We start from the raw sequence: 26,117 nt of genomic DNA, 5'->3' as shown, positions 1-26,117 counted from the left end.
TAACATGCTAAAATAGTACAAAAGTGGCTCATCAACAAAAGTCGAGGGTGACATATGTTAAAACGTATGCGATGTATATAAGTTGATTGGAGTGAAGGCTGGACGCCGCCTTGTCGAATGAAGAGCACAGTCGGAGTGGGAATTAGTCGTCTTCCTGAAACTTTTCTAATCATGTTTGTTGGAATTTTCGGTATTTTCACAGGCGGATTTTTAGGGTCAAAACTATTTAAATGGGATCCTTTGAAAGGTCTTCCAGTAGCACTAACAGCTACAGTGGGGTTCCCAGGTGATTATCTTGTTTGTGAGGAAATTAGTAGAAGTGTAGGTAGAAATAAAGTGGAAGAAGAAATAATATTAAATGAAATATTGACGCCAATGTTAATAGGTGGATTTACAACGGTAACAGTTGGATCAGTAGTTATTGCAAGTATCTTAATCAAAACATTGTAGACACAAGTTAGAAATACCTGTGCTAAATCCAAGTAAAATAAATCAACATACATCAATCAAATTGAAGAAACTTACACATTCAAGTGGCTTTCCGCTATCAGTATTAAATACACATATTTAATGGGGTTCTGAAATAATTAGAATTCATCTAATTTTGGAAAGAAATTAGACGGGAAGGTGAAAAAATGTTATGATGCCAGAGAGGTACGTACAACTTGTTGATAGAAGGAGAGTCTAATCAGAATGGAACAAAATTTCGCTCGTATGATTGATCACACATTATTAAAGGCTGAAGCAACAAAAGAACAAATCGAAAAACTGTGTGCAGAGGCAAAACAATTTAACTTTGCTTCTGTTTGTGTAAATCCAACTTGGGTAAAATATAGCAGCGAGCTATTACAAGGCTCAGATGTTTTAGTCTGTACTGTAATTGGCTTCCCTCTAGGTGCTAACACACCAGCTGTTAAAGCATTTGAGGCAAAAGATGCGATTACTAATGGTGCTAAAGAGGTAGACATGGTTATAAATATCGGTGCGTTAAAGGATAAAAACTATGACCTTGTGCAAGCAGATATTGCTGCAGTTGTTGAAGCGGCAAAAGGCAATGCACTTGTAAAAGTAATTATTGAATCTTGCCTTCTAACTGACGAAGAAAAAGTAAAAGCATGCGAGCTAGCAGTGGCTGCAGGTGCTGATTATGTGAAAACATCAACTGGTTTTTCTACTGGAGGCGCAACTGCAGAAGATATTGCGTTAATGCGTAAAACTGTAGGTCCAGATTTAGGTGTAAAAGCTTCTGGCGGTGTACGAAGCTTAGAGGATATGAAAAAAATGATCGAAGCTGGAGCAACTCGTATTGGAGCAAGCTCTGGTGTAGCTATTATGAACGGATTAATTGCAGATTCTAATTATTAATGAAATTCTTATAGTAAATGTTACGGGGCGGTTCGTTATGGACTTGCCCTATTTTCATGTAGAATTTGATAATGTCTTTTAACTTCTTTCAGCGGGTGTCTCGGAATTATGCAGAGGCATAATTGATTAAGGGTCTAATAATGGAAAATATTCATTCAATTCATCAACATGTTCTCTTAAAAACTAATCTTAAAACCTCTTTACACTTGAAATCTCACAACAATAAAATTTTAGCTAGTTGTTAAATTTCCTATTATTTAGTGATGATTTATATCGATTATTTAACCAATTGATTTATTGTATTTGTTCATCCATATTACACCTCTTTTTAACTCAGAGTAGTTGATGTATTATGAAGAGTAATTGCAAAAATGTATAGAGAGGAATATTATAATTTTTATGGTTCTATAATTAAGTTTTTTATAGATGAAAAAATCTTGGCTATTGGACTAATTTATTTTTTCTTTATAAGAACATTGTATAGATACGAACCGAAATCTTACATAACTTAGTAACATCGATAACATAGGTTATCATAAGATTGAATGCGTAGAATTAACAGGCTAATCATCTGTTAAATACTATTATTTAATCGACTGTCTCTACGTTTAAATATTCATTATAGTGTATTAATTCTTAAGGGAAAAATGGAGGAATATATGCTGTTTAATGATAAAGGTAACGAATTGTATTAAAAAAGGAGAAACTATCCGTGGAATTCATAAGTAGTTTTATAAGTCAATATGGATATCTTGCTATATTTTTACTCTTATCTTTAGGGATAATAGGCTTACCTATTCCTGATGAGATCTTGATGACGTTTGTGGGATTTATGTGTCATGAGGGGCATTTAAACTATCTATTGAGTATTTTCTTAAGCTTTCTTGGCTCGTCTACTGGCATGATCATTAGCTATGCAATAGGTAATAAATTAGGGAAGCCTTTAATATTAAAGTATGGAAAATGGATCGGTCTCAATAATAAACGGTTTACTAAAGTTGAACGTTGGTTTCATCGTTTTGGACCATGGACGATTATTATAGGATACTACGTTCCAGGTATTAGACATGTAACAAGTTACATGTCTGGAATAACCCAAATGAAGTTAAGAACTTATCTAGCTTTCGCTTGTTTTGGAGCTTTGACATGGGTAATTATATTTATTTCTATTGGATACTTTGTTGGTGTAACTATATAAAGATACGGTCAACATACTAAAATGCATGAATAAAAAGTACAGCTCGCGTTTTTTGAAATGCGAGCTACTTTATGTGGTTGTGCAAACTTAATTCGTCTGAGTGTAGTGTACTTTGAGCAAAACATTAACAGTTTTCTAACATCCTTTTCTTAGGGCAGAACAAGTGTCGAATGTTACTTTCATATCAAGTGCTTTGCAAGGGAAGTTTTACATCTCATTCGAAAACAATCTGGTTATGTGACTTCTTTCAGATCATAACACTAGTCGTCTGAATAATAATTTAATCTACCTCATATACTCCACTGATGTAATTGATTACAGAAGGGAGGATACAATGTTTACGCAATATAAATATTGGAAGCCTTATATTAGCCCATTCGATCCATGTCCACCTATAAGAGTTAAAAGTTTTTCTACACCGCCTCAATTATATATGGGTTTTCAACCACCTGGGCTACCACAATATCAAACCCCTAGAGAAGCGCTCAGATCAGGTACGTTATGGCCTCAATTATTTAGCCCCTATCCAAATCCCCAAGAAGGAGGGATGAAGAGTGAGTAAAGAGATGCCACCCGAATTTTATAAGCTACTTGAAGAAATACAAGCCATTGATTTTGTAATAGTGGAATTAAATCTATATTTAGATACCCATCCTCACGATTATGATGCCATTCAACAATTTAATGAGAACACTGAAATAAGTATGCGACTTAAGGTTGAATTTGAGCAAAAATTTGGTCCGCTTATGAATTTTGGGAGAAGTTATTCAAATTATCCTTTTAATTGGGTGGATACACCTTGGCCATGGCAAGTTTAATTTCTTTCAGCTAGGTTTAGACGTTCTTTGTGCAAGCACAAAGCCGATTCCAGACGCAATTATAGCGAGGCTTAATTGATTATGAGTAACTAGGAGGAATTATTTTTGTGGTATTACGAAAAGAAACTCCAATATCCAGTAAGGGTGAGTACATGTAACCCTATGCTAGCTAAGTATTTAATTGAGCAGTATGGTGGTGCAGATGGAGAATTAGCAGCAGCACTTCGATATATGAATCAGCGCTATACTATTCCCGATAAAGTAGTTGGGTTGTTAACAGATATAGCAACAGAGGAGTTTTCTCACTTAGAAATGATTGCTACGATGGTTTATAAGCTTACGAAGGATGCCACTCCAGAGATGCTAAAGGAAGCAGGTCTTGGAGAACACTACGCCAATCATGACAGGGCATTATTTTATCAGAATGCAGCTGGATCACCGTTTACGGCAACATATATTCAGGCTAAAGGGGATCCGATTGCTGATTTATATGAGGATATTGCTGCTGAAGAAAAAGCGCGAGCGACATATCAGTGGATTATTGATTTATCTGATGACACTGATCTGAATGATAGCTTGAAATTTTTACGTGAACGAGAAATCGTCCATTCTCTGCGTTTTAGAGAAGCTGTAGAGATTTTAAAAGATGATAGGGATAGTAAGAAGATCTTTTAAAAGAGGTGAATAGGCTGCGTCAAGAGAAAACTCCTTTTGACACAGCCTATTTGATTATTCAATATTTGCGAATAAAGCAATATCCTTCCTGTTACCGATCATTACTAATAAATCTTCCTCTTCAATAATCTGCTCAGGGGAAGGAGAAATGATAATGTCCCCTTCTCGAACAATGGCAATGACACTTACACTATACTTCGCACGAAGGTCTAAATCTCGAAGATTTTGTCCAGCCATCTTTGAAGGAATCATAATTTCTTCTATACTGTATTCTTTTGATAATTCAATATAGTTTAACATATTAGGTGAGAGAAGCTGATTAGCAACTCGCTCTCCCATATCTCTTTCAGGATAGATAATCCAGTCAGCTCCTACTTTATCTAAAACTTGCCCGTGTCTTTTTCCAAGAGCCTTTGCAATCACCTTTTTGATTCCAAGTTCTTTTAATAATGATACGGTTAAAATGCTCGATTGCATATCATTGCCTATTGCCACGATGACATAATCGAAATTGCCTATTCCTAAAGAGGTAAGAGCTTTTTCTTCTGTCGTATCAGCGACTACTGCATGTGTCACATATAGTTCAGCATCTTCGACTCTTTCCTCATTAATGTCGATTCCTAAAACTTCCTGCCCAGCCTCATGTAATCTGCGAGCTATACTTGTTCCAAATCTACCTAGGCCAATTACAGCATATTGTTTGATAGCCATTGCACTCCACTCTCCTTTATGTGATTACCCAATCATAATATTTCCCTTAGGATGACGGAATGCCTCAGATTTCCGTCGTTTTGTTATGGCAAAAGCAATTGTTAATGGACCTAATCTACCAGCAAACATTGTCAATATGATGACTAGTCGACCACCAGGTGATAGCTCAGGAGTTAACCCCATAGAAAGTCCTACTGTACCAAACGCAGAGGTTGCCTCAAATAAATACATCATAAAACTATGTCCTTGCTCAGTAATACTTAAGACAAACGTGACGAATATAACAATCATCATTCCACACATTGTGACTGTCAAAGCCTTTAAAATTGTTTCGTTAACTATTCTACGTCTAAAGAGAACAACATCTTCTTTTCCTCTAATTTGTGACCACATCGTAGCAACTAAAAGCGAGAAGGTTGTTATTTTTATTCCCCCAGCAGTGGAACCGGAACCTGCTCCAATGAACATCAGCAAGATGATTAAAAATAGTGTTGATTGTGCTAAGTCTCCTATAGGAAGAGTATTTGAACCAGCAGTCCTTGGAGTAACAGCTTGGTATAATGAACCAAGAATTTTGCCCCATTCAGACAAAGGTCCAAGTGTTTTACTATTTCCATATTCAAATAAGAAAATTAAAACCGTCGAGCCAACTGTTAAAATAAGCGTTGTGGTTAATACAATTTTTGAATGCACGGAAAGGCGTTTTGTTTCCCGATATTCATATAGTTCATTGATGACGATAAACCCTAAGCCACCAATTGTAATAAGAGCACAAATAGTTAAAACGATAAACGGGTCGTCTACATATGCGGTCAACCCATTAAAGCCTCCCATTAAATCAAATCCAGCGTTATTAAAATTCGAGATGGAATGAAAGAAGCCAAAATATATAGCTTTACCTACAGGCATATCGAACGAAAAACGAATAGATAAAATTAAACCACCTATTAATTCAATTAGTGCAGTAAATAGTAGTATCCTTCTAACCAGTCTAACAAGACCAGCCATTGTAATATTATTGAAGGCTTCTTTTAATAAAAGTCTTTCTTTTAAGGAAATTTTTTTTCCTAATAGTAAAAAGAATAGTGTTGCAAACGTCATAAAGCCTAATCCACCAATTTGGATAAGAAATAAAATAACTAATTCTCCAAATATAGAAAATGTATCACCAGTATCTACAACAATCAGTCCTGTTACGCACGTTGCAGAAGTAGCGGTAAATAAGGCGTCTAAAAAAGAAAGTCCCTCACCATTCTCCGTTGCAATAGGAAGAGTTAACAAAAACGTTCCAATTAGGATAATAGTAGCAAAGCCCAAAACAAGTATTTTAGGAGGATTTAATTTATTTTTCACTGTTTTCATCGTATTCTCCTCAATGATTGGATAAAGATTTTTTTTAATCACTTATAAAATGTTAAATTGACATAATAAAAAGACCAACTGTTTTTGTATGTTTCAAGGCATAAAAATAAACATACTCATAAGCGGTCTAATATGACCTCCTTCGCTTGAGCCGACGAAGTTAGCTGACGGGTAGAATGGCGAAAGAGTTTCTCATTCCTTCTGCAAATGCAAAATTAACCCCAAAATACTGGGTCCTCCGTTCTCATAAATAATTGAGATTTGGCTACTATACAATTGAATGTGATAATTCTACGCCCATATTCTATTTTTTGTAAACCCTAAATTTTTAGGTAACAATACTATTGTTTATTGTGGACAAAATGTAAGCCGAAAATTCCTAAAGAAATAACACCAAAAATTCTCGATATTAATTCGTACACTTTCTATTGACCATTTTTAGACAATACGTTATAATTCTTTAGTACACAGCAGATGGTTATTAGCCTATTTGTGTATTGACGTGTGTTCGGAGGGAGGGAAAGAGAGATGTCAAAAACTGTCGTTCGCAAAAACGAATCGCTTGAAGATGCTCTTCGCCGCTTCAAACGTACTGTATCAAAAAGTGGTACAATTCAAGAAGTTAGAAAGCGCGAGTTCTACGAAAAACCTAGCGTAAAACGTAAAAAGAAATCAGAAGCTGCACGTAAACGTAAGTGGTAATTTAATTTCCCATTAAAAATCCCTACGTTCATAACACGCAATTGTATGATTCACTGAGCAGACAAAAATATACCTGAAATTAATCACATTTTGATTAATTTCAGGTATTTTACATTAAGCTCAAATTTACGTACATATTGAGAAGCCGAATGTAATCCTTGCGATTCATTCGGCTTTTATGTTTGCATAGCTGTTTAGATTGTACAAGCTAAATACGGTTATTAAAGCCCGCAGATTAAAAATTCACTGTATAATAAAATTATTAAGAGATTTGTGAAACTTTTTGCATAGTCAGTCGTATATACAGTAGAGAAGCATGTTAGAAGGGAGGGAAAAAGATGCGGAGATGGAGATTCCTCAGTTATTTATTAGTTATTTGGGTGACATTTTTGTTAGCGTTTCCATTAACGTCGGCTTTTGCAAGTAGCAAGGTCTACCACATACCTATTCATAATGAAGTAGAACGAGGACTTCACGCATTTTTAGAACGAGCTTTTAAAGAGGCGGAAGAAAACGATGCAGAGGCGATTATTTTAGACATTCATACGCCTGGCGGTTTCGTGAATGCAGCAGGTGATATTGCTATGCTTATGGATGCAACGGATATACCTAAGATTGCGTATATTAACAAAGACGCGCATTCTGCAGGTGCCTTTTTAGCCTTACATGCGGATGAAATCTATATGGTGCCAAATGGAACGATCGGGGCGGCTGCAGTTATTGACTCAGTAGGAAATGCGGCAGACTTAAAGGCTCATAGTGCATGGGTTGCTCAAATGGAAGCAGCTGCAGAATCTAAAAAACGCAAACCAATATATGCACGAGCAATGGCTGATGCATCTGTTGATTTACCAAAATTTCGAGCAGGAAAAGGGAATTTATTAACTTTATCTGCTTCGGAGGCAGAAAAAGTTGGTTATTCTGAAGGGACGGTTTCGAATTTCCAGGATCTTTTAAAAGCAACGCAATTAAATGGAAGTGATATTGTACCAATTGAACCTACTTTTGCTGAAAAACTTGCTCGTTTTATTACGAATCCGATCATCGTTCCAATTTTATTGTCGATTGCAAGCTTGGGACTTGTAGTTGAGCTTTATTCACCAGGTTTTGGTGTTCCAGGTATAATGGGATTGTCAGCACTTGGATTATTTTTCTTCGGTCATATGGTAGCGGGCTTTGCAGGTTATGAAACATTACTTTTATTTATTGTAGGCTTAGCGCTTGTAGTTGCGGAATTTTTTGTCCCCGGAGGTATTGTTGGTATTTTGGGTGGTGTGCTAATATTACTAAGTCTAATACTGGCAGGTGCAAACATGATGCAAATGATTATAGCGATTTTCATTGCGCTTGTTGTAGCGATAATAGGAATGGTGATCCTGATGAAATTTTTCGGTAAAAAATTGCATGTTTTAAACAAGCTGGTCTTGATGGATGCGACAACGACGGAAGAGGGCTATGTATCTAACGTGAATCGCACAGAGCTGCTTGGGAAAGTGGGTACAACGATTACACCACTTCGTCCAGCAGGTACAATGCTATTTGGTAATGAACGCATTGATGTAGTATCGGAAGGTGGCTATGTTGACGCTGAGAAACATGTAGAAGTTATTAAAGTAGAGGGCTCACGTATTGTTGTGAGACAAACAGAAAAAGAGATGGAGGAATAGCAAATGGGATTTGATTTAGCTTTAATAGGTCCAATTGTAGGGCTAGTCTTATTATTCATTGTTGTCGCGGTATTCTTTACCTTTGTACCAGTGGCGCTGTGGATTTCTGCACTTGCTGCAGGTGTCCGAGTTAGTATTTTCACATTAATCGGTATGCGTTTACGTCGTGTAATCCCATCACGAATTGTGAACCCATTAATTAAAGCACATAAAGCAGGGTTACCTGTGACGATTAATCAACTAGAAAGTCACTATTTAGCAGGTGGTAATGTTGACCGTGTAGTAAATGCGCTAATCGCGGCTCACCGTGCAAATATCGAGTTAACATTTGAACGTTGTGCAGCCATTGATCTAGCAGGTCGTGATGTATTAGAAGCTGTACAAATGTCTGTTAATCCTAAAGTAATCGAAACACCATTTATTGCAGGTGTTGCTATGAACGGGATTGAAGTAAAAGCGAAAGCACGTATTACTGTGCGTGCAAACATCGAGCGTTTAGTCGGTGGTGCTGGTGAAGAAACGGTTATTGCCCGTGTAGGTGAGGGGATCGTTTCTACAATTGGTAGCGCCTCTAGTCATACTACCGTTCTTGAAAATCCTGATATGATTTCTCAAACTGTATTAGCAAAAGGCTTAGATTCTGGGACAGCATTTGAAATCTTATCGATCGATATTGCAGACGTTGATATAGGCAAAAACATCGGCGCTGAATTACAAATTGAACAAGCGCAGGCAGATAAAAACATTGCCCAAGCGAAAGCTGAGGAACGTCGTGCAATGGCTGTAGCGAACGAGCAAGAAATGATTGCACGTGTACAAGAGATGAAGGCAAAAGTAGTGGAAGCTGAAGCTGAAGTACCACAGGCGATGGCAGAAGCTTTACGTTCGGGTAATCTTGGTATTATGGATTACATGAACTACCGTAATATTCAAGCTGATACAGCAATGCGAGACTCCATTTCAAAAGTAAGCTCAGATAAGTCTGATACAAATGAACCTAACGCATAAAAAAACGGAAAGGAGCGGTACTAATAAATGGAACAATTAATTATATTTGCGATAATTGCCATAGTCAGCTCTATTTTCGGGAAATCAAAAAATAAGAAAGAACAAAAACCAATGCCACCATTTAATAAGGATTCACATGTTGAGCCTCCTGTCATAAAAAAAGAAGAGATGACTCCAAAGCAACGTCCTACTTCTAAACCGCAAAGCTTTGAGGATTTTGCACGTGAATTTTTAGGTGAATGGAAAAATGAACAGCCTAAAGTTGAAGAGCCGAAAAAAATTGTCGAAGAAACAATAAATGAGAAAGCGCCAAGCTATGTAGCACCACCGTTAATCCCAACTGAGAAAGTGAGCCGTACTTCGAATCGAGGAAGTATAGGTCGTTTGGCAGCTGAGAAAAAAAACGTGGTAGGATCTGAATCACAATCGGCTTTTCAATTACCAAAATCAAAAAAATCATTAATGCAGGCTATTGTAATGGCAGAGGTTTTAGGTCCTCCAAAAGCAAAAAGAAAATAACTAGCATGTCCTCCTTTTTCGAAGCATATATTGCCGAAGAAGGAGGCATTTTTTTATGAGAAAACTATTTCAATTAACGCCGCTACTTGAATTATTACAATATGAAACATTAAAAATTATTGGTCCATATCGTTTTCTACATGCCGATGCTTCGTCATGCTCTTTTATCTATGCAGGCTATCATATTACTGTGCGTGGAAAATCAGTGGAAATAAATGCGCTTAAAGAAGAAATGCTTCATCTTTCTGTAGAGGGTTTACAAGAGCTTCATATGAAAATGACAAAGGATATGGGTGTGAGCGATAATGTGGAATAATCGGCCAATTATCATACGTATAAAGCGCCACGAAAATGTTCATCCTTTTATTCAAGCATTGCATGCACAACATGTACCATTAAAACATGTTGTCTTTCGTGAGCAAGAGGTTAGCTTTGAAACAACTATGCACTATCTACCGAAAATTCGTCGCGTACGTAGGCGTTATCGACTTAAAATGGATGTTTATTATGCTGATGAGCTTCACGTTTTTCGAGCACAGCTTTGGACTTTGCTTGGTTTAGCGTTAATGATATTAATACCATTGCTATGTGCACAGATTATTTGGCGTGTCGATATTGAAGCGGCATCTCCAGAGTTAGAGGAACGTCTAGGAAAAACCTTTCAAGATACATTTCAATTAGAAACGCCCATGTCTAAAAAAGCACTACCCTCAGATGCTGTCATTCGTCAGAAGCTATTAGAGGAGCATCGAGATCTTTCATGGGTGCATATTGAAAAGCAGGGCGGACGTGTAATTTTACGACCTCAGGAGTCTCCGAAACAAACTAAACAAACAAATGAAAAGTTAGCATCGCATTTAGTGGCAACAAAAAGTGGTGTTATTACTCACTTTAATATTCAAAATGGTGAACGGAAAATATCAGTGAATGATACTGCTTACGAAGGTGATGTTCTCGTAAGTGGTGTAATTGAAAGTGGTGAAGATCAAGTCTTTGTTGGTGCAAAGGGAGAGGTCTACGCTGATTATTGGCTTGAATGTTCATTTAAAATTCCGACAAAGCTAACGATGGAAACGCTACAACAGAAGCAGTGGCGTGTATTAGTGAAAGGCATTCATAAAGAAAAAGAAAAAGTTGACTATGTGCAAAAGAAAGATTTACCTATTTGGCTCGATCCATATGTTTCGATTGTTGAGGAGCAGAACACTAAAAAAATACAAGTAGAGCTTGATGAGTCCAAAAAAGATTCATTACTCATACCATTGCTTCATGAAAAGGTACTACGTTCATTACCTGCGAAAACGGTTATAAAAAAAGAAAACCTTTTACAGGTAAAGTGGGGGAATGGTACAGTTGAAGGGAAAGTTCTATTTTTAGTCAATGAAAACATTGCCAGTCCAATACAAGGCCTACAAGGAGAATGATTATGTCAGAACATTTAACTGTATTACAAGTGGATAATCCTAACGAAGCGGTCATGCTACTCGGAATATCAGATGCAAATATGAAGTTAATCGAAGAGGCTCTACAAGTCCACATTATTACACGTGGTGAACAGATTCAGCTTGCTGGTGAAGAGGATTCAAAGGAACAAGCTACATTCCTTTTACATGCTCTTTTAAAGGTCATTCGTAAAGGAATTAATATTGATCAGCGTGATGTTGCAACAGCTATTGAAATGACACAAAAAGGAACGATTGAATATTTTGCAGAACTTTATGATGAAGAAATAGCACGCACGACGAAAGGAAAGTCTATTCGTGCAAAAACAATAGGTCAACGAGAATACATACAAGCAATCCGTCATAAAGACGTTGTTTTTGGTATCGGACCCGCCGGTACTGGGAAAACGTATTTAGCGGTAGTCATGGCAACACAGGCGCTAAAAAACGGGCACGTTAAGCGTATTATTTTAACACGCCCTGCAGTAGAGGCAGGCGAGTCTCTAGGCTTTCTTCCAGGGGATTTGAAGGAAAAGGTAGATCCATATCTACGCCCTCTTTATGATGCTCTAAATGATATTTACGGGGCAGAACAAACGCAAAGACTTATTGAACGAGGAACGATAGAAATTGCACCTTTAGCGTATATGCGCGGCCGTACATTAGATGATGCCTTTGTTATTTTAGACGAAGCCCAAAATACGACACATCAGCAAATGAAGATGTTTTTAACACGACTAGGCTTTGGCTCAAAAATGGTCATTACTGGTGACAAAACACAAATGGATCTACCGAAAAATACAGAATCTGGATTAATAGTTGCGGAACGTACACTAAAGTATGTAAAATCTATACATTTCCAAATTTTAGAACAAGGTGATGTAGTACGTCACCCAATAGTAGCAAAAATCATCCAAGCCTACGAAGAACAGCAACTTTAATATGACCGCTTAAGCGGTCATATTAAAGTCTGCACCGAAAGTGAAGTGAAACGGAACGGCAGGTGCAACAGGGTTTAAAAGGTAACAAAGTAACGAGATATACAAAACTTCACAAACATGAAAATGGTTGTAAAATGGGAAAATTTGTGACAGCTATACAATTTGTATAGCTGTTTTTTTGCTTTCTTATACATTTTTCGGGAAAAATGTTTTTTGAATTGGTATGATAGTAGGTAGATAGAGGAGGTGCCAGATGGAAAAACAATTAAAAAAAATTACAGAACTTATTGGCTTCCGCTACTTTTTAATTGTCGTTCTCATCTTAACAGGAGCCCTACAATTTGCTTTAATGTATGGCAATGTTAAAGGTGTTACATATGATTTTAAACCGTTACAACTAGCGCCTGAAACAGTACGATCTACTAAAACGATAGAAGATACTTATAAAACGCAACAGGAACGAGAAAAAGCAGCAAATGCGGTTGAACCAGTATATCATTTTTCTGAGGATGTTGCTAAACAGCGAGCTGCGATTGTAACGTCTTTATTTGACTATGTTCTTGACGTAAAGGCGGATGTTGAGAGTAACAAAGAACCTGTTCCGATTGCCGATCAAGTGGCGCAGCTCCGCAAAAAATTTGAATCTATAGATTCAGAGCAAATGCCAATTATCTTTACCGATTCACAGCTAGAAGGATTGTTAGTACAAAGTGAAGCAGATTTAAAAAGAACAAGTACGCAATTATCAAAACTCGTGCAGGAATATTTACAAAAATCCATTCGACCAGAAAATGTGTTTGCGGATCAAAATGCTTTTGAAACAAAAATTCGTGGACAACGAGGCTATCCAGATAAAATATTTAATACAGTAGTATTAATCGGTCGAACGAGTATTATCGAAAATGAAACGATAAACGAGGAACAAACGAAAATTCGAAAGCAACAAGCGAAGGATTCGGTTGAACCAACTCGAATTCTTCAAGGTCAAATCATTGTACAAGAAGGTCAAATCATTGATAATGAGGCGTTCCGTCAATTAGAGCTTCTAGGTATGGTGAGTAATAAGGCATCTATGAAACCGATTGCAGGGCTGATTATTTTAATACTTCTGGAAATGATGTTCATGTTTGTTTTATTTGAACGTTGGGATGCTGATGAGCACAAGAAACGTAATGCCTTGCTGGTTACAGTAATTGTTTATAGTTTATCCATCCTGCTCATGAAATTTATTAGCCTAGTCTCAGGTGGCTTCGATGTTACTGTTGCTTTCCTTTTCCCAACAGCTTTGGCAACAATGCTTGTACGGCTATTAGCAGATGATCGTGCTGCGATTCTTATTACTGTTATGACAGCGGCATCTGCGGGAGTTATTTTTCAAGAGGGTTATTCGTCTGTCATGCAGATGGAAATTACACTGTATATAATTTTTGGAGGCTTTGCGAGCATATTCTTTTTGGGGAGTGTGGAAAAGCGTTCGCATATTCTACATGCTGTAGGTGTCATAGGGCTAGTAAATATGTCGTTTATCGCATTTTATTTATTGATGACACAATCTTCTTACGGTTTGTCAGAGTTGTCGTTTTACTTTATCGCGGCAATGATGTCGGCACTTTTATCAGGGGCTCTTACAATGGGGCTCTTACCATTCTTTGAATCAGCATTTAGTTTATTGTCGTCGTTGCGTTTAATTGAATTATCGAACCCAAACCATCCATTGCTAAAAAAATTACTAGTGGAGGCTCCAGGAACATATCATCATAGTGTGATGGTGGCAAACTTAGCAGAGGCAGCGTGTGAGGAAATTGGAGCGGATGGATTACTGGCTCGTGTAGGATGCTATTATCATGATATTGGCAAAACGAAGCGTCCTGCCTTTTTCATTGAGAATCAAATGTCTGGTATTAACCCACATGATTCATTGCCTCCAGAAAAAAGCGCGGAAATTATTATCGCACATACAACCGACGGGGCTGAAATGCTAAAACGTTATAAAATGCCACAGGAAATTATTGATATTGCATTGCAGCATCACGGATCTAGTCTGTTAAAATTCTTCTACTTTAAAGCGAAGGAAGAAGGAAAATGTTTAGATGATACAAAGTACAGATATCCAGGTCCGAAGCCACAAACGAAGGAAGCAGCAGTTATTAGCGTTGCAGATAGCGTTGAAGCAGCGGTTCGATCAATGAAGGAACCGAATGCAGAGAAAATTCAAAAGCTGGTACGAGCAATTATTGATGATCGAGTACAAGACAATCAGTTTGATGAATGCGATATTTCAATAAAAGAGTTAAAATGTATAGAGCGAGTACTTTGTGAAACGTTGAATGGAATTTTCCACTCACGAATAGAATATCCAAAGGCAGATAAGTAGGAGGATCTATGATTTTAACAATTGATTTTACAGATGAAACAAATGAAGTGGCTGCTGAGCATATGGAGCTCGTTGCAAAGCTTTTACAGCATGCTGCGAAACTAGAGAATATTGAGCCGGAAACAGAAGTGTCAGTTACGTTTGTTTCAAATGAAGCGATTCAAGAAATAAACCGAGAATATCGTGATAAGGATCAACCAACAGATGTTATCTCGTTTGCCCTGGAGGAATTAGGTGAGGGAGAAATGGAAGTAACATTTGAAGGAATGCCTCGTATCTTAGGAGATATTATTATTTCAACGGATCGTACTAAAGAACAAGCAGAGGAATATGGGCATACATTTGAGCGAGAATTAGGCTTTTTAGCGGTCCACGGTTTCTTGCATCTACTTGGCTATGATCATATGGTGCCAGAAGATGAAAAGGTGATGTTCGGTAAGCAGGATGAGATTTTACAATCTTTCGGCTTAGGACGAGAATAAATGAATGTTCGCAAATTTGTACGCTCTTTTGGGTATGCCTTTAAAGGTATCATTACAGCCTGTACTGAGCAAAATTTTATATTTCACTTGCTAAGTGCGGGAATTGTTTTGATTGCTGGCTATTTTACGGATTTATCACGTATAGAATGGTATATTGTGTTTCTATTAATAGCGCTAATGTTTGCACTCGAAATGATTAATACTGCAATTGAACGAGTAGTAGATTTAGCTTCACCTAATATCCATCCACTTGCTAAGCAGGCTAAAGATCTTGCAGCAGGCGCAGTACTTGTATTTGCGATATTCAGTGCTATAATCGGATTACTCATATTTATACCGAAATGGTTTTAAAAATTATTACTCGGTCATGAAGTGGTAACAATTGTGCTGGAGAATTATGATTATTGGGCTCGTCACCAAAAGGTAAGCGGGGACATTTGTTAATCCATGCAATAAGTTGATTGAAGTGGAGGCTGGGCTACTCCTTGGGGATCAGCGATTTAGAGGAACGAAGGCTAAAACCATCACGTCCTGTGATAACGCCTTCGTGATCAACATCGTTGCTGTCGCTACGTTGCACTACGCTTTCGCACAGACAAAAACACTTTGCTGCCGCTACGTTAACACTACACTTTCGCGCAAAAAACATCTGTTGGCCCGAGACCCTGGAGCGCAAGCGAAGCGGCTTATCGGACGCCCCCAGGAAGCTCTGCTCTGTGCGAAAGCGAAGCGGCAGCGATAAAAGCGCCCAGCCGGAACGGAAATCAACCCACGTTATGGTGATGAGCTATTTTTATGTAGAGGTGGACAACATTAATGACAATTGATATGCATGCATTACTAGAGGAATCAAAAAAAGCTCGTGAAAAGGCTTATGTACCTTATTCTAAATTTAAAGTTGGCGCGGCGATTTTAACGAAAAATGGAGAGGTTATTCATGGCTGTAATGTTGAAAATGCTGGCTATAGTATGACCAATTGTGCTGAGCGTACAGCGTTTTTCAAAGCCGTGTCAGAAGGTATTTATGATTTTGAGGCGATTGCTATTGTTGCTGATACGGATGGACCATGTGCGCCATGCGGAGCTTGTCGTCAAGTGATGATGGAATTTTGCAAACCATCAATGCCTGTTTATTTAACAAACTTAAAAGGTGATGTCACGGTAACGTCTGTAGGCGAATTACTACCGTTTGCATTTACAACGGAGGATTTAGAGAATGCTGGAAAATAATAATGGCTACAAATCAGGTTTTATCTCGATAATCGGTAGACCAAATGTAGGGAAATCAACATTTTTAAACCGTGTCATTGGTCAAAAAATCGCGATTATGAGTGATAAACCACAAACAACACGAAATAAAGTACAAGGTGTACTGACAACAAATGATAGCCAAATGATTTTTATAGATACACCAGGAATCCACAAGCCGAAGCATAAGCTAGGGGATTTTATGCTAAAGGTTTCGAAAAATACATTGCGTGAAGTGGATGTTATTATGTTCATGGTAAATGCAGAGCAGAAACTTGGGAAGGGTGACGAATTCATCCTTGAAATGCTGGCAGGTAACCCAACGCCTGTCTTCCTAGTAATTAATAAAATAGATCAAATCCATCCCGATGAACTAATAGGGATTATTGAAAGCTACAAAGAGCGATATGACTTTGCAGAAATAGTACCGATTTCTGCATTACAAGGGAATAATGTAGAAAATTTATTAACTACACTAGCAAAATATTTACCAGAGGGTCCACAATATTACCCAGCAGATCAAGTAACGGATCATCCTGAGCGTTTTATTATTTCAGAGTTAATTCGTGAAAAAGTGTTACATTTAACGCGTGAAGAAATACCTCATTCGATTGCTGTTGTTATTGATAAGATTCGCCGTGATGAAGAAAATGAAGATAAAATTCGTGTAGCAGCAACGATTATCGTGGAAAGGGATTCTCAAAAAGGGATTGTCATTGGTAAACGTGGAGCGCTATTAAAAGAAGTTGGGATACGTGCAAGAAAAGATATTGAAATGCTTCTTGGTTCAAAAGTGTATTTAGAGCTTTGGGTAAAGGTACAAAAGGATTGGCGAAATAAATCAACACATTTACGTGACTTCGGTTTCCGTGATGATGAATATTAATAGGTAATGCTGTTATGTTACGAAACGACTTCACATCATAACCATGTATCTCTGTAGTTTTAAATGGAGCTGTCCAAAGTTTTTGGAGAGCTCTATTTTCATGCAAAGCTAGTAGAAAGGAGTAGGACTAGTGCTTTATAAATGGGAAGGGATTGTTCTAAAGGTACGTGCCTATGGAGAATCAAATAAAATCGTGACATTACTAACAAGAGAAGCGGGGAAGGTTGCTACGATGGCTCGAGGTGCCAAAAAGCCTTCCAGTAGATTGGCCTCTGTGACACAGCCATTCACGTATGGCATGTTTATGGTACAACATCATACTGGTATGGGGACATTGCAACAAGGTGAGCATCTTAATTCAATGCGCCATATTCGTGAGGATATAATGGCAACTGCATATGCAAGTTATATAATGGAACTTGTCGAGCGTGTAGTAGAAGAGGGAAAAGCTGAGCCACTTGCATTTGATGTGCTTCTTCAAGCATTACAAGCAATTGAGGAAGGTTACGATCCAGAGGCGATTACATTGTTCGTAGAATGGAAAATGCTACCCTATACAGGTGTGCAGCCTATATTACATGCTTGTGCTGCTTGTGGTTCGGTAGACGGTGAATTTGCATTTTCTTTTGCTCAGGGAGGTTTTTTGTGTCATCGTTGTTATCAGCATGATCCTTATATCATTCGATTAACACCGATCCAACTTAAGCTTATCCGAATGTTTTATACAGTACCGATTGATCAGATTGGGAAGTTAGAATTGAAAAAGGAAACAAAGTATTTTATAAAAAAAATAATTACAACAATTTACGAGGAACAAACAGGAATTCGTTTTAAGACTAAAAAATTTATCGAACAGCTTGAGAGAACGCCTGAATTTCAGTTAAGAAGTACTGATCAAGAAAAAACGCCAGAAGACCATTAATGATCTTCTGGCATTTTATTTTTCACTCACTACATTCCATTAAATTCTTCTGGATCATCCATGAATTCATGATAAGTAGCCCATTTACTACCGATTTTTAGAAATTCAATATAGAGGTAGGCAGTTTCACCATTTTTACCTGTAATATGTAAAATAGCGGGACCTTCTGCTATTGGTGTAACATTTACGTTGTTATCCTTTATTGAAGCTTTCACAGTTGCTGGTTGAGCATTTAATTTTTCCAAGGCAACATTTGCTGGCTCGAACGATAGATCTTTACTCGATAACGTTAACTCATCTGTCATTGTAACTTGATACAAATCAATACTACGCACGAAATCATACGTATCGACATCAGCAACCATTATTTGTTGTTGTGTACCATTGGTGAATGTTATTATATATTGACCATTTTTGTAGATAGAAAGTGTAGCTGTATTATTTGCTGATTTAAAATTATATAATTCAGGAGATAAATCTTGACCATCTAGAGTTTGAATACTCACCTCTGTAGGAACAAATTTTAAATCGCTGTCTGCTAAATTGAGCGGCAAGTTTTCTACATAATCCTCTTCATTCACTTTTTGAAGTGTTGTTTGCAGCTTTCCATTTACATTCTTCACATGCACTAAGTAAAAGAAATCAGTAAATTCTTGAGTATCTTCATCGAAGCCTGAAATTACTAATTTCCCTGTGCCTTCTTTTAGCGGTTTAACTGTAATGGACTCCGTCATGAAATCTTCTTCATCTTCATCCCATGTAAAAATATCATTTGCAGGTTTAACGCCGCCATAAGAAGCAAAAATATAATCTTGATTAAATTGACTAGCATGAACGGTAGCGTTACCTTGAGCATTTTCAGCACGTACAACAAAAGATGCTAACTGAGAGCGTTTTACATTATTTTGTGGTCCGAAGGTAGTAGGAGTTGTACCTTTTGTGATGCTGTTGGCAAATAGCGTTTTTATATATGGTTCGTATTCATTGCCTGCCTTGACGTCATTGAAAGGGATGTTAATGCCGTTTGTGATTGATAAGTTAAAGCCTTTCACAATCATTTTTGACATTTGTCCACGTGTAATATTTTTTGTAGGGTAGAAATAGCCATTGGAGCCACTAATAATGCCTGCGTTTGCTAAAGCAGCGATTGCACCATAATTTTCATCGCCAGGTTTTATATCCTTAAAATTAGGGTTTTTTACATGAACTGTATCTAGCTTTAATATACCAGCTAAAATTTTTGCAGCTTGTGTACGAGTAATGGGATTCGCAGGTTTAAATGTGCCATCTGGGTAGCCTGAAATAATGCCGCGTTCGGCTAAGTTAATAACAGCTTGGCCTTCCTCTGTTGACGCATTTATATCGGGGAATACCGATGCAGCATGTGCTGGGGGGGCAATGACAATAGCGCTTGTTGCAAGTGCTGAGGCCATTGCGATTTGATAAAAACGATGAGTCTTCAAATTATTTCCTCCAAAGTAAGTAATAAAAATTTTATAGCTAGGAGCCTCCTGATTTCAATTTCAAATTTAAGAACGATTGAATGTTAATAGGTTGGAATCTCCGTTAAATGTTAAATAATTGTTATTTAACATTTAAAATCTACTATATCAAAATGATGAAGATGAGAATAGAGGGAATTTTATCCTATGAACCTAAGTAAATGCAAAAAACTTGTATCTCACCATGAAGTTGGCTGATTTCCATTCCACTTGCTAGGGCGTCTGATGAGTTACTTGGGACAACATGTGTTTATTGTGCGAAAGCTAAGCGACTGCACAGGAGGTTAATCACGAGGGCGCTATCATTAATTTTGATGCTTATTAGACTTCGGTCATCTAGGGGGCATCAGTGACCCTGATCCTCAGGGAATCACTCTGACTCTATTCCAATCAACAAATGGCATGCATAATGAACAAATACCATCGTTAACTTTTTATTGATGAGCCAAAAGTTAGGTATGATACAAAAAAATGATTAATTTCTAGGTATTTCCATATAGATATTAAGTGGTTATTTTTGTCGAAATGTTAATAATTCTATACTCTTATTGATTTTTTATTAATAGCTTTAGGACAAATTGATTAATCTTTTAGATTTTACAGAAATATTATTTATAATAAAAAATTAGCTGATACTTATAAATATACATTTTTACATTTTGAAATATAGGTCTTTATATCTTTATGATTTCCGATTGATATCTGTTATTAATTGAATTTATTAAGTATAAAGTATTAATTTTAAAAGAGTTTTTAATATAAACATAGTAGTAACTATTCATTCTAGTGCCATATACTAGTTGAAAAGGCATTTTAATCTATGATATTGTAAATGATATAGATGATATTTAAACTATTCTTGTATTCGTATATATTTTGTACCCATTGAAACTAAGCCAAATTATATACATCTGACATGCATATAAAATGTAAAACATGCCTCTATCAGCAAAAGCGTCGTTTTAAGAGCAACGCAGTCTTATGAAAGAAGGAGGGAGTCACATAATGCTTGAACATTGCGTATGTGGCAGAAAATATGCTAAGAAAAGTGACGTTAAGTATTGATGAAGTTGAAGCAAATGATATATTGGCTGAAGATATTTTTTCTGAGTATCGTTTACTAGCTAAAAAAGATCTAGTTTTAACGGAACGAATTATTGCCTTACTTAAACTTAGAAAAGTAGATGAATTATCTGTTTTTTTACCATCTGATTCAGTCCGAATTGTTCATGATTTAAGTGTTCAGCGTACAAAGGAGTACGAAGATGTATTTGCACCACTAATGGATACAAAGGATGAAGTAGATGAGTATAAAGAAACAATAAGTAACCTTTTCATGACAACATTAGAGAATGTTGTGCATGAATTGCGCTATGGTCAAATTTTAAAAAGTATGCAAGATACTGCTTATGTACGAGGTGTTTTTGAAAGAATTTTAGAAAAAAAACATCGCTATGAATTACTCATACGCTTAAAAGAATGGGATGAATATTCTTTTATTCATTCATTTGATGTTTTCGTTTTAGGTACAATTTTTGCGCGTTATTTAGGTTTAACGGATATTGAAACGCTAGCAAGGGGCTATTTGTTCCACGATATTGGGAAAGTATTTATTCCGCAAGAAATATTGAATTTAAAACGAAAATTATCAGAAGATGAGTTTGACATTGTCAAAGCTCACACGACTAAAGGTTATGAACTGCTAATAGAAAATGGGGAAGAGGATATTGCCTATTTTGCACGGGATCATCATGAGCGCTTTGCCGGTCAGGGTTATCCGAATCAGCTTTGTGAGGATGATATGTGTGAGGGCGTTCAATTACTGCAAATTATTGATGTTTATTCAGCATTGACATCAAAGCGTGTATATCATTCTGGATATGCTGCAACAGATGCATTAGCTGTTTTATATCGTGATCGACATTTATATAACGAGAAATATATGCATAAATTTGTAGAGTGCTTAGGAATTTATCCTGTCAACTCAGTTGTTCAATTATCTGATAATCGAAGTGCACAAGTGGAACTTGTCTATGATTTATTCCCAACGTTACCTAAAGTTAAATTGTTGGATGAACAAAAATCTATGATTTTACCTTTGAATTATAGTGTGAAAATTGCGAAAATGATTGATTATCGTGCCAACAGCTTTGAAGAAATTTTTAACTTATTTATAGAACAGTTAATTCGTTGTGACGAAAATAGTTTAAGAGTCTACTTTAATAAACTAATAGATCATTTACATCCTAAAGAAATTGTTTTAAAAATATTTTTACCTGCCTTTCGAATTCTACGTTTATTAACAAGAGAAATTCAAACGGATATGACAAAATATAGGAATTCTATTAATATTCTAAAGAAATTATTAGAAGAGCAATTGAATGTATTGTATATGGATTATCAGCATGAGCAAACAACTATATTAGTTGTGGAATCTTCACTTCGTGAAAATTTCTTCATTAAACTTGTACAAAGTATTTTGTATATTGACAAAATTGTACCGTTCTTTATTAATCCAGATGATGACCAGCGTATTACACAATTAATGGAACATTGTAACGTAAATATAGCTTATTTTATAGAGGATGAGCTGACAGTTGATAGACGAGTTCGTCCAATGAGAGAAGGGACATTCCTTTATTATTCGCTTGCAGATATTGAGGAATTGCTCATTAGCTTAGTCGGTATGAATATGAAAAGGTTTTCATTTGAGGAGAAGATGCAAGAGCGCTTGTTTACATCATTGAAGGCATAACAAGAGGGAGTCGCATTTAAGCGACTCCCTTTTGTTATACTTATTAATTTAGAATTGAAGATGTTTTTCAATGTATGCTTTAACATCTGTAATTGGCATACGAACTTGAGACATTGAATCGCGATGACGTACTGTAACTTGGCCATCTTCTTTTGAGTCAAAGTCGTATGTGATACAGAACGGTGTACCAATTTCATCTTGACGACGGTAACGTTTACCGATTGATTGAGACTCGTCAAAGTCAACTGGGAATGCTTTGCGGAGCTCTGCCCAAACATCAGTAGCCTCATCAGAAAGCTTTTTAGAAAGTGGTAGGACTGCAGCTTTAAATGGTGCTAGAGCTGGGTGGAAGCGTAAAACTGTACGCTTATCATCGCCTTCAGGCTCTTCCTCATCATATGCATCGCAAAGGAATGCTAATGTTACACGGTCTGCACCTAAAGAAGGTTCGATGCAATATGGAACGTAACGTTCGTTTGATACTGGATCGATGTAAGTGAAATCTTCACCAGAATGCTCCATATGCTGTTTTAAATCGAAATCTGTGCGATCCGCTACGCCCCAAAGCTCGCCCCAACCGAATGGGAATTTAAATTCGATATCAGTTGTAGCATTTGAGTAGTGAGATAATTCGTCTTCTTCATGATCGCGAAGGCGCATAGACTCTTCTTTCATGCCTAAATTTAATAACCAATTTTTACAAAATTCTTTCCAGTATGCGTGCCATTCAAGGTCCTCGCCTGGCTTACAGAAAAATTCAAGTTCCATTTGTTCAAATTCACGTGTACGGAAAGTGAAGTTACCTGGAGTAATTTCGTTACGGAATGATTTACCGATTTGAGCAATACCGAATGGTGTACGTTTACGCATAGAACGTTGTACGTTTTTAAAGTTCACGAAAATACCTTGTGCTGTTTCTGGGCGTAAATAAATTTCGTTTGTAGAAGATTCTGTTACACCTTGGAATGTTTTAAACATTAAATTAAATTGACGAATATCTGTAAAATCAGCTTTACCACAATCTGGGCACACTACATCATACTTAATCATCGTTTCTTTCATTTGGTCAAATGTCATACCATCAACAATGATTTCATCGCCTTTAGCTAGCGCAGCATCCTCGATGATTTTATCAGCACGATGGCGCGCTTTACATGCCTTACAATCAATCATTGGGTCATTAAAGTTACCAACGTGACCAGAAGCCACCCATGCTTTTGGGTTCATTAATATTGCAGCATCTATTCCAACATTGTGCTCCGATTCTTGGACGAATTTTTGCCACCATGCTTTTTTAACATTGTTTTTTAATTCAACACCTAGTGGACCGTAATCCCAAGTGTTTGCTAAGCCTCCATAGATTTCAGAACCAGGGAAGACAAAGCCACGATGCTTCGCTAATGATACAATTGTTTCCATTGATTTGTTAGCCATAAAAATAGCCTCCTTCATAGTTTTCAAAGAGTGAATATTTTTTAGCGAATTTATACAAATAATTGATGAAATTCGCCAGAGATAATTTTTAATTTAGTAAGAACTAAATTAAAAATAGCACCCGTCTCCGGGCACAATGAATGCCCAGGGACGAGTGCTAAGACCCGCGGTTCCACCCTGATTGTTTTAAACGAGTTGTTTAAAACCTCTTTTCAAAAAGTTAGCTCAAGGAGTGCCTTTTCTCTGTTGCTGTGTAGACTTTCACTATCTTCTACTCGCTTTAAAATGGAACAGATACTTTTTTCCCATCATCGCCTGTATAACGCAAATCGCTCGAAAATACATTTAGAGCAAGCGTATGTGTCAATATTGTAGCATGTAGTTCTTTTCTTCGCAATAATTATTAAAATAGTATATAATAATTGAGCATAAGTATAACACTATTAGATTTGAGGCGGTGAGTCCAATCGAACTCAATAAACGTCAGGAAGACATTTTACAAATTGTGAAAGAAAACGGCCCAATTACAGGCGAACATATTGCAGAACGTCTCAATCTGACAAGAGCGACTTTAAGACCAGATTTAGCTATACTCACAATGGCGGGCTTTTTAGATGCTAGACCTCGTGTTGGCTATTTCTATTCAGGTAAAAAAGCATCCGTTACATTGATAGATAGTATTCACAATTTAAAGGTGAAAGATTTTCATTCAGGACCTGTTGTTGTACCGGAAACAATGACTGTTTATGATGCGATTTGCTTCATGTTTTCGGAGGATGTAGGAACACTCTTTGTCGTAGATAAGAATGAATTTTTGACTGGGGTACTTTCTCGTAAGGATTTACTACGTACAAGTATTGGGACACAGGATTTAAACAAAATTCCTGTACATATTATTATGACACGTATGCCAAATATCTCGTACTGTGAGAGATCAGATTCTTTAGTTGTCGCAGCGAATAAACTAATTGAACGAGAAGTTGATTCGCTACCAGTAGTAGAGCCACAAGATGGTGGGTTGACAATAGTTGGTCGACTTACAAAAACGACGATTACACGAGCATTCTTATCACTTGCACAGAATGTCTAAATATTTGAAGGAGAGCAGCATGAAAAGACTACGGGTTTTTGTTGTATCTGATTCAGTCGGTGAAACTGGCGATCAAGTAGCGAAAGCAGTTATTAGCCAATTTCGACCTGGTTTGGAAAACACGGCAATTCGTCGTTTTCCTCATATACAATCAGAGGAGCTCATTCGAAAAATTGTGTGCCTTGCAGCAAAACAGAAGGCATTTATTGTGTACACGCTTGTTCGACAGGATATGCGATCGTTATTACATGATTTGTGTGAGCAAGAAAAGATATATGCTGTCGATATTTTAGGACCTGCTTTAAAAACTATGGCAACATTTGTGGAAGAATTCCCATTAGAAGCACCAGGGATCGTTCACCAGCTAGATGATGATTATTTTAAAAAAATTGAGGCTATTGAATTTGCAGTAAAATATGATGATGGTAGAGATCCACGTGGTCTATTACAAGCTGATATTGTGTTAGTCGGTGTTTCACGCACCTCTAAAACACCGTTATCACAATATTTAGCACATAAACGCTATAAGGTGGCGAACGTACCTTTAGTACCAGAAGTGGAGCCACCCGAAGAACTATTAATAATTGATCCAAAAAAATGTTTTGGTTTAATTATTTCTCCTGATAAATTAAACTCAATTAGAAAAGAGAGATTAATGTCTCTTGGATTGAATGACGATGCTATCTATGCGCAGCATAATCGGATATTAGAAGAAATCCAGCATTTTGAAAAAATTGTCGCTAAAATTGGTTGTAAGGTTATTGATGTGACAAACAAAGCTGTTGAAGAAACAGCAAACGTCATTATTGAGCATATCTCGAACTGTAAATAAGAAACGAATGATGATAAACCACCTCGGTTGTGAGGCGGTTTTTTTGAGTCGGTTTTGAAAATAGTATAGATTAAAACTAATTTATGTTTTATAATAATAAAATTGTGGTAAAAATATTTATTAAGAGAAAAATCCTATTTTTTTGTCGAGAAATAAAGGATTTTTAAATCGGATAGCGAATTGT

General features: G+C 36.8%; 26 protein-coding genes and 1 riboswitch. Of the genes, 22 read left to right on the top strand and 4 right to left on the bottom strand.

Annotation, left to right across the window (positions count from 1 at the left end):
• The first annotated feature begins 135 nt into the window (after positions 1–135).
• From ACQKNC_RS02145 to ACQKNC_RS02120, 6 genes are all read left to right on the top strand, one after another.
• Positions 136–450, top strand: a complete 315-nt coding sequence (locus ACQKNC_RS02145; RefSeq protein WP_427423244.1) for a hypothetical protein — start codon at positions 136–138, stop codon at positions 448–450.
• A gap of 243 nt (positions 451–693) precedes the next feature.
• Positions 694–1,365, top strand: coding sequence for a deoxyribose-phosphate aldolase (gene deoC / locus ACQKNC_RS02140; RefSeq protein WP_427423243.1), 672 nt, complete (start codon positions 694–696; stop codon positions 1,363–1,365).
• Positions 1,366–2,077: 712 nt separating this feature from the next.
• Entirely contained in the window at positions 2,078–2,563 is a 486-nt protein-coding gene (locus ACQKNC_RS02135) for a DedA family protein (RefSeq protein ID WP_427423242.1), read from the top strand.
• Between the two features lie 334 nt (positions 2,564–2,897).
• Positions 2,898–3,125, top strand: a complete 228-nt coding sequence (locus ACQKNC_RS02130; RefSeq protein ID WP_427423241.1) for a spore coat associated protein CotJA — start codon at positions 2,898–2,900, stop codon at positions 3,123–3,125.
• Complete coding sequence (locus tag ACQKNC_RS02125; RefSeq protein WP_134018446.1) at positions 3,118–3,381, top strand: spore coat protein CotJB; 264 nt, start codon at positions 3,118–3,120, stop codon at positions 3,379–3,381. The genes ACQKNC_RS02130 and ACQKNC_RS02125 overlap by 8 nt, the downstream gene beginning before the upstream one ends.
• Positions 3,382–3,486: 105 nt before the next feature.
• Positions 3,487–4,056, top strand: coding sequence for a manganese catalase family protein (locus tag ACQKNC_RS02120; RefSeq protein ID WP_427423240.1), 570 nt, complete (start codon positions 3,487–3,489; stop codon positions 4,054–4,056).
• A 54-nt stretch (positions 4,057–4,110) separates the two neighbouring features.
• Here ACQKNC_RS02120 and ACQKNC_RS02115 read toward each other — a convergent pair whose 3' ends face one another.
• Both ACQKNC_RS02115 and ACQKNC_RS02110 read right to left on the bottom strand, forming a co-directional pair.
• A complete protein-coding gene (locus ACQKNC_RS02115) occupies positions 4,111–4,767 on the bottom strand; it encodes a potassium channel family protein (RefSeq protein ID WP_427423239.1) in 657 nt (218 codons plus the stop codon).
• A 24-nt stretch (positions 4,768–4,791) separates the two neighbouring features.
• A complete protein-coding gene (locus ACQKNC_RS02110) occupies positions 4,792–6,129 on the bottom strand; it encodes a TrkH family potassium uptake protein (RefSeq protein ID WP_427423238.1) in 1,338 nt (445 codons plus the stop codon).
• A gap of 134 nt (positions 6,130–6,263) precedes the next feature.
• A riboswitch (cyclic di-AMP (ydaO/yuaA leader) is annotated at positions 6,264–6,406 on the bottom strand.
• A gap of 251 nt (positions 6,407–6,657) precedes the next feature.
• Between ACQKNC_RS02110 and rpsU the strand changes: the two genes are divergently transcribed.
• From rpsU to recO, 13 genes are all read left to right on the top strand, one after another.
• Entirely contained in the window at positions 6,658–6,831 is a 174-nt protein-coding gene (rpsU, locus tag ACQKNC_RS02105; protein ID WP_004227078.1) for a 30S ribosomal protein S21, read from the top strand.
• Between the two features lie 338 nt (positions 6,832–7,169).
• Positions 7,170–8,498: an NfeD family protein gene (locus ACQKNC_RS02100; protein ID WP_427423237.1), complete on the top strand. Its 1,329-nt coding sequence runs from the start codon at positions 7,170–7,172 to the stop codon at positions 8,496–8,498.
• Positions 8,499–8,501: 3 nt separating this feature from the next.
• Positions 8,502–9,506 (top strand): flotillin-like protein FloA, encoded by a 1,005-nt coding sequence (gene floA, locus ACQKNC_RS02095; protein ID WP_427423236.1) that lies wholly within the window; start codon positions 8,502–8,504, stop codon positions 9,504–9,506.
• A gap of 27 nt (positions 9,507–9,533) precedes the next feature.
• A complete protein-coding gene (locus ACQKNC_RS02090; protein ID WP_427423235.1) occupies positions 9,534–10,025 on the top strand; it encodes a hypothetical protein in 492 nt (163 codons plus the stop codon).
• Between the two features lie 55 nt (positions 10,026–10,080).
• Positions 10,081–10,341, top strand: coding sequence for a hypothetical protein (locus ACQKNC_RS02085; RefSeq protein WP_427423234.1), 261 nt, complete (start codon positions 10,081–10,083; stop codon positions 10,339–10,341).
• Positions 10,331–11,449 (top strand): sporulation protein YqfD, encoded by a 1,119-nt coding sequence (locus ACQKNC_RS02080; protein ID WP_427423233.1) that lies wholly within the window; start codon positions 10,331–10,333, stop codon positions 11,447–11,449. The genes ACQKNC_RS02085 and ACQKNC_RS02080 overlap by 11 nt, the downstream gene beginning before the upstream one ends.
• 2 nt (positions 11,450–11,451) lie before the next feature.
• Entirely contained in the window at positions 11,452–12,408 is a 957-nt protein-coding gene (locus ACQKNC_RS02075; protein ID WP_427423232.1) for a PhoH family protein, read from the top strand.
• Positions 12,409–12,661: 253 nt separating this feature from the next.
• Entirely contained in the window at positions 12,662–14,782 is a 2,121-nt protein-coding gene (locus ACQKNC_RS02070) for an HD family phosphohydrolase (protein WP_427423231.1), read from the top strand.
• Positions 14,783–14,790: 8 nt separating this feature from the next.
• A complete protein-coding gene (ybeY, locus tag ACQKNC_RS02065) occupies positions 14,791–15,264 on the top strand; it encodes an rRNA maturation RNase YbeY (protein WP_427423230.1) in 474 nt (157 codons plus the stop codon).
• Complete coding sequence (locus tag ACQKNC_RS02060; RefSeq protein WP_427423229.1) at positions 15,265–15,615, top strand: diacylglycerol kinase family protein; 351 nt, start codon at positions 15,265–15,267, stop codon at positions 15,613–15,615.
• 465 nt (positions 15,616–16,080) lie between these two features.
• The gene (locus ACQKNC_RS02055; protein WP_400722965.1) at positions 16,081–16,494 is read left to right on the top strand and encodes a cytidine deaminase; all 414 of its coding nucleotides are present in this window, start codon (positions 16,081–16,083) and stop codon (positions 16,492–16,494) included.
• A complete protein-coding gene (gene era / locus ACQKNC_RS02050) occupies positions 16,481–17,398 on the top strand; it encodes a GTPase Era (protein WP_427423228.1) in 918 nt (305 codons plus the stop codon). The genes ACQKNC_RS02055 and era overlap by 14 nt, the downstream gene beginning before the upstream one ends.
• Positions 17,399–17,528: 130 nt before the next feature.
• Complete coding sequence (recO, locus tag ACQKNC_RS02045; RefSeq protein WP_427423227.1) at positions 17,529–18,320, top strand: DNA repair protein RecO; 792 nt, start codon at positions 17,529–17,531, stop codon at positions 18,318–18,320.
• Between the two features lie 29 nt (positions 18,321–18,349).
• On the opposite strand, the gene ACQKNC_RS02040 is transcribed toward recO, so the two are convergent.
• Complete coding sequence (locus ACQKNC_RS02040) at positions 18,350–19,783, bottom strand: S-layer homology domain-containing protein (protein ID WP_427423226.1); 1,434 nt, start codon at positions 19,781–19,783, stop codon at positions 18,350–18,352.
• Between the two features lie 1,048 nt (positions 19,784–20,831).
• Between ACQKNC_RS02040 and ACQKNC_RS02035 the strand changes: the two genes are divergently transcribed.
• Complete coding sequence (locus ACQKNC_RS02035) at positions 20,832–22,577, top strand: HD-GYP domain-containing protein (protein ID WP_427423225.1); 1,746 nt, start codon at positions 20,832–20,834, stop codon at positions 22,575–22,577.
• 48 nt (positions 22,578–22,625) lie between these two features.
• Here the strand turns inward: ACQKNC_RS02035 and ACQKNC_RS02030 are convergent, their stop codons facing one another.
• On the bottom strand, positions 22,626–24,011 hold the full coding sequence (locus tag ACQKNC_RS02030) for a glycine--tRNA ligase (protein WP_427423224.1): 1,386 nt from the start codon (positions 24,009–24,011) through the stop codon (positions 22,626–22,628).
• Positions 24,012–24,468: 457 nt separating this feature from the next.
• On the opposite strand from ACQKNC_RS02030, the gene ACQKNC_RS02025 reads away from it, so the two are divergent.
• Both ACQKNC_RS02025 and ACQKNC_RS02020 read left to right on the top strand, forming a co-directional pair.
• Positions 24,469–25,101, top strand: a complete 633-nt coding sequence (locus tag ACQKNC_RS02025; RefSeq protein WP_427423223.1) for a helix-turn-helix transcriptional regulator — start codon at positions 24,469–24,471, stop codon at positions 25,099–25,101.
• Positions 25,102–25,120: 19 nt separating this feature from the next.
• Complete coding sequence (locus ACQKNC_RS02020; RefSeq protein ID WP_427423222.1) at positions 25,121–25,933, top strand: pyruvate, water dikinase regulatory protein; 813 nt, start codon at positions 25,121–25,123, stop codon at positions 25,931–25,933.
• Positions 25,934–26,117: the final 184 nt, after the last annotated feature.

Origin of the sequence: Lysinibacillus sp. NPDC094177 (assembly GCF_050279145.1) — a bacterium.
Taxonomy (GTDB): Bacteria; Bacillota; Bacilli; order Bacillales_A; family Planococcaceae; genus Lysinibacillus.
The sequence above is the reverse complement of the archived record's forward strand: the minus strand, read 5'-3'. Positions and strand labels throughout refer to the sequence as shown.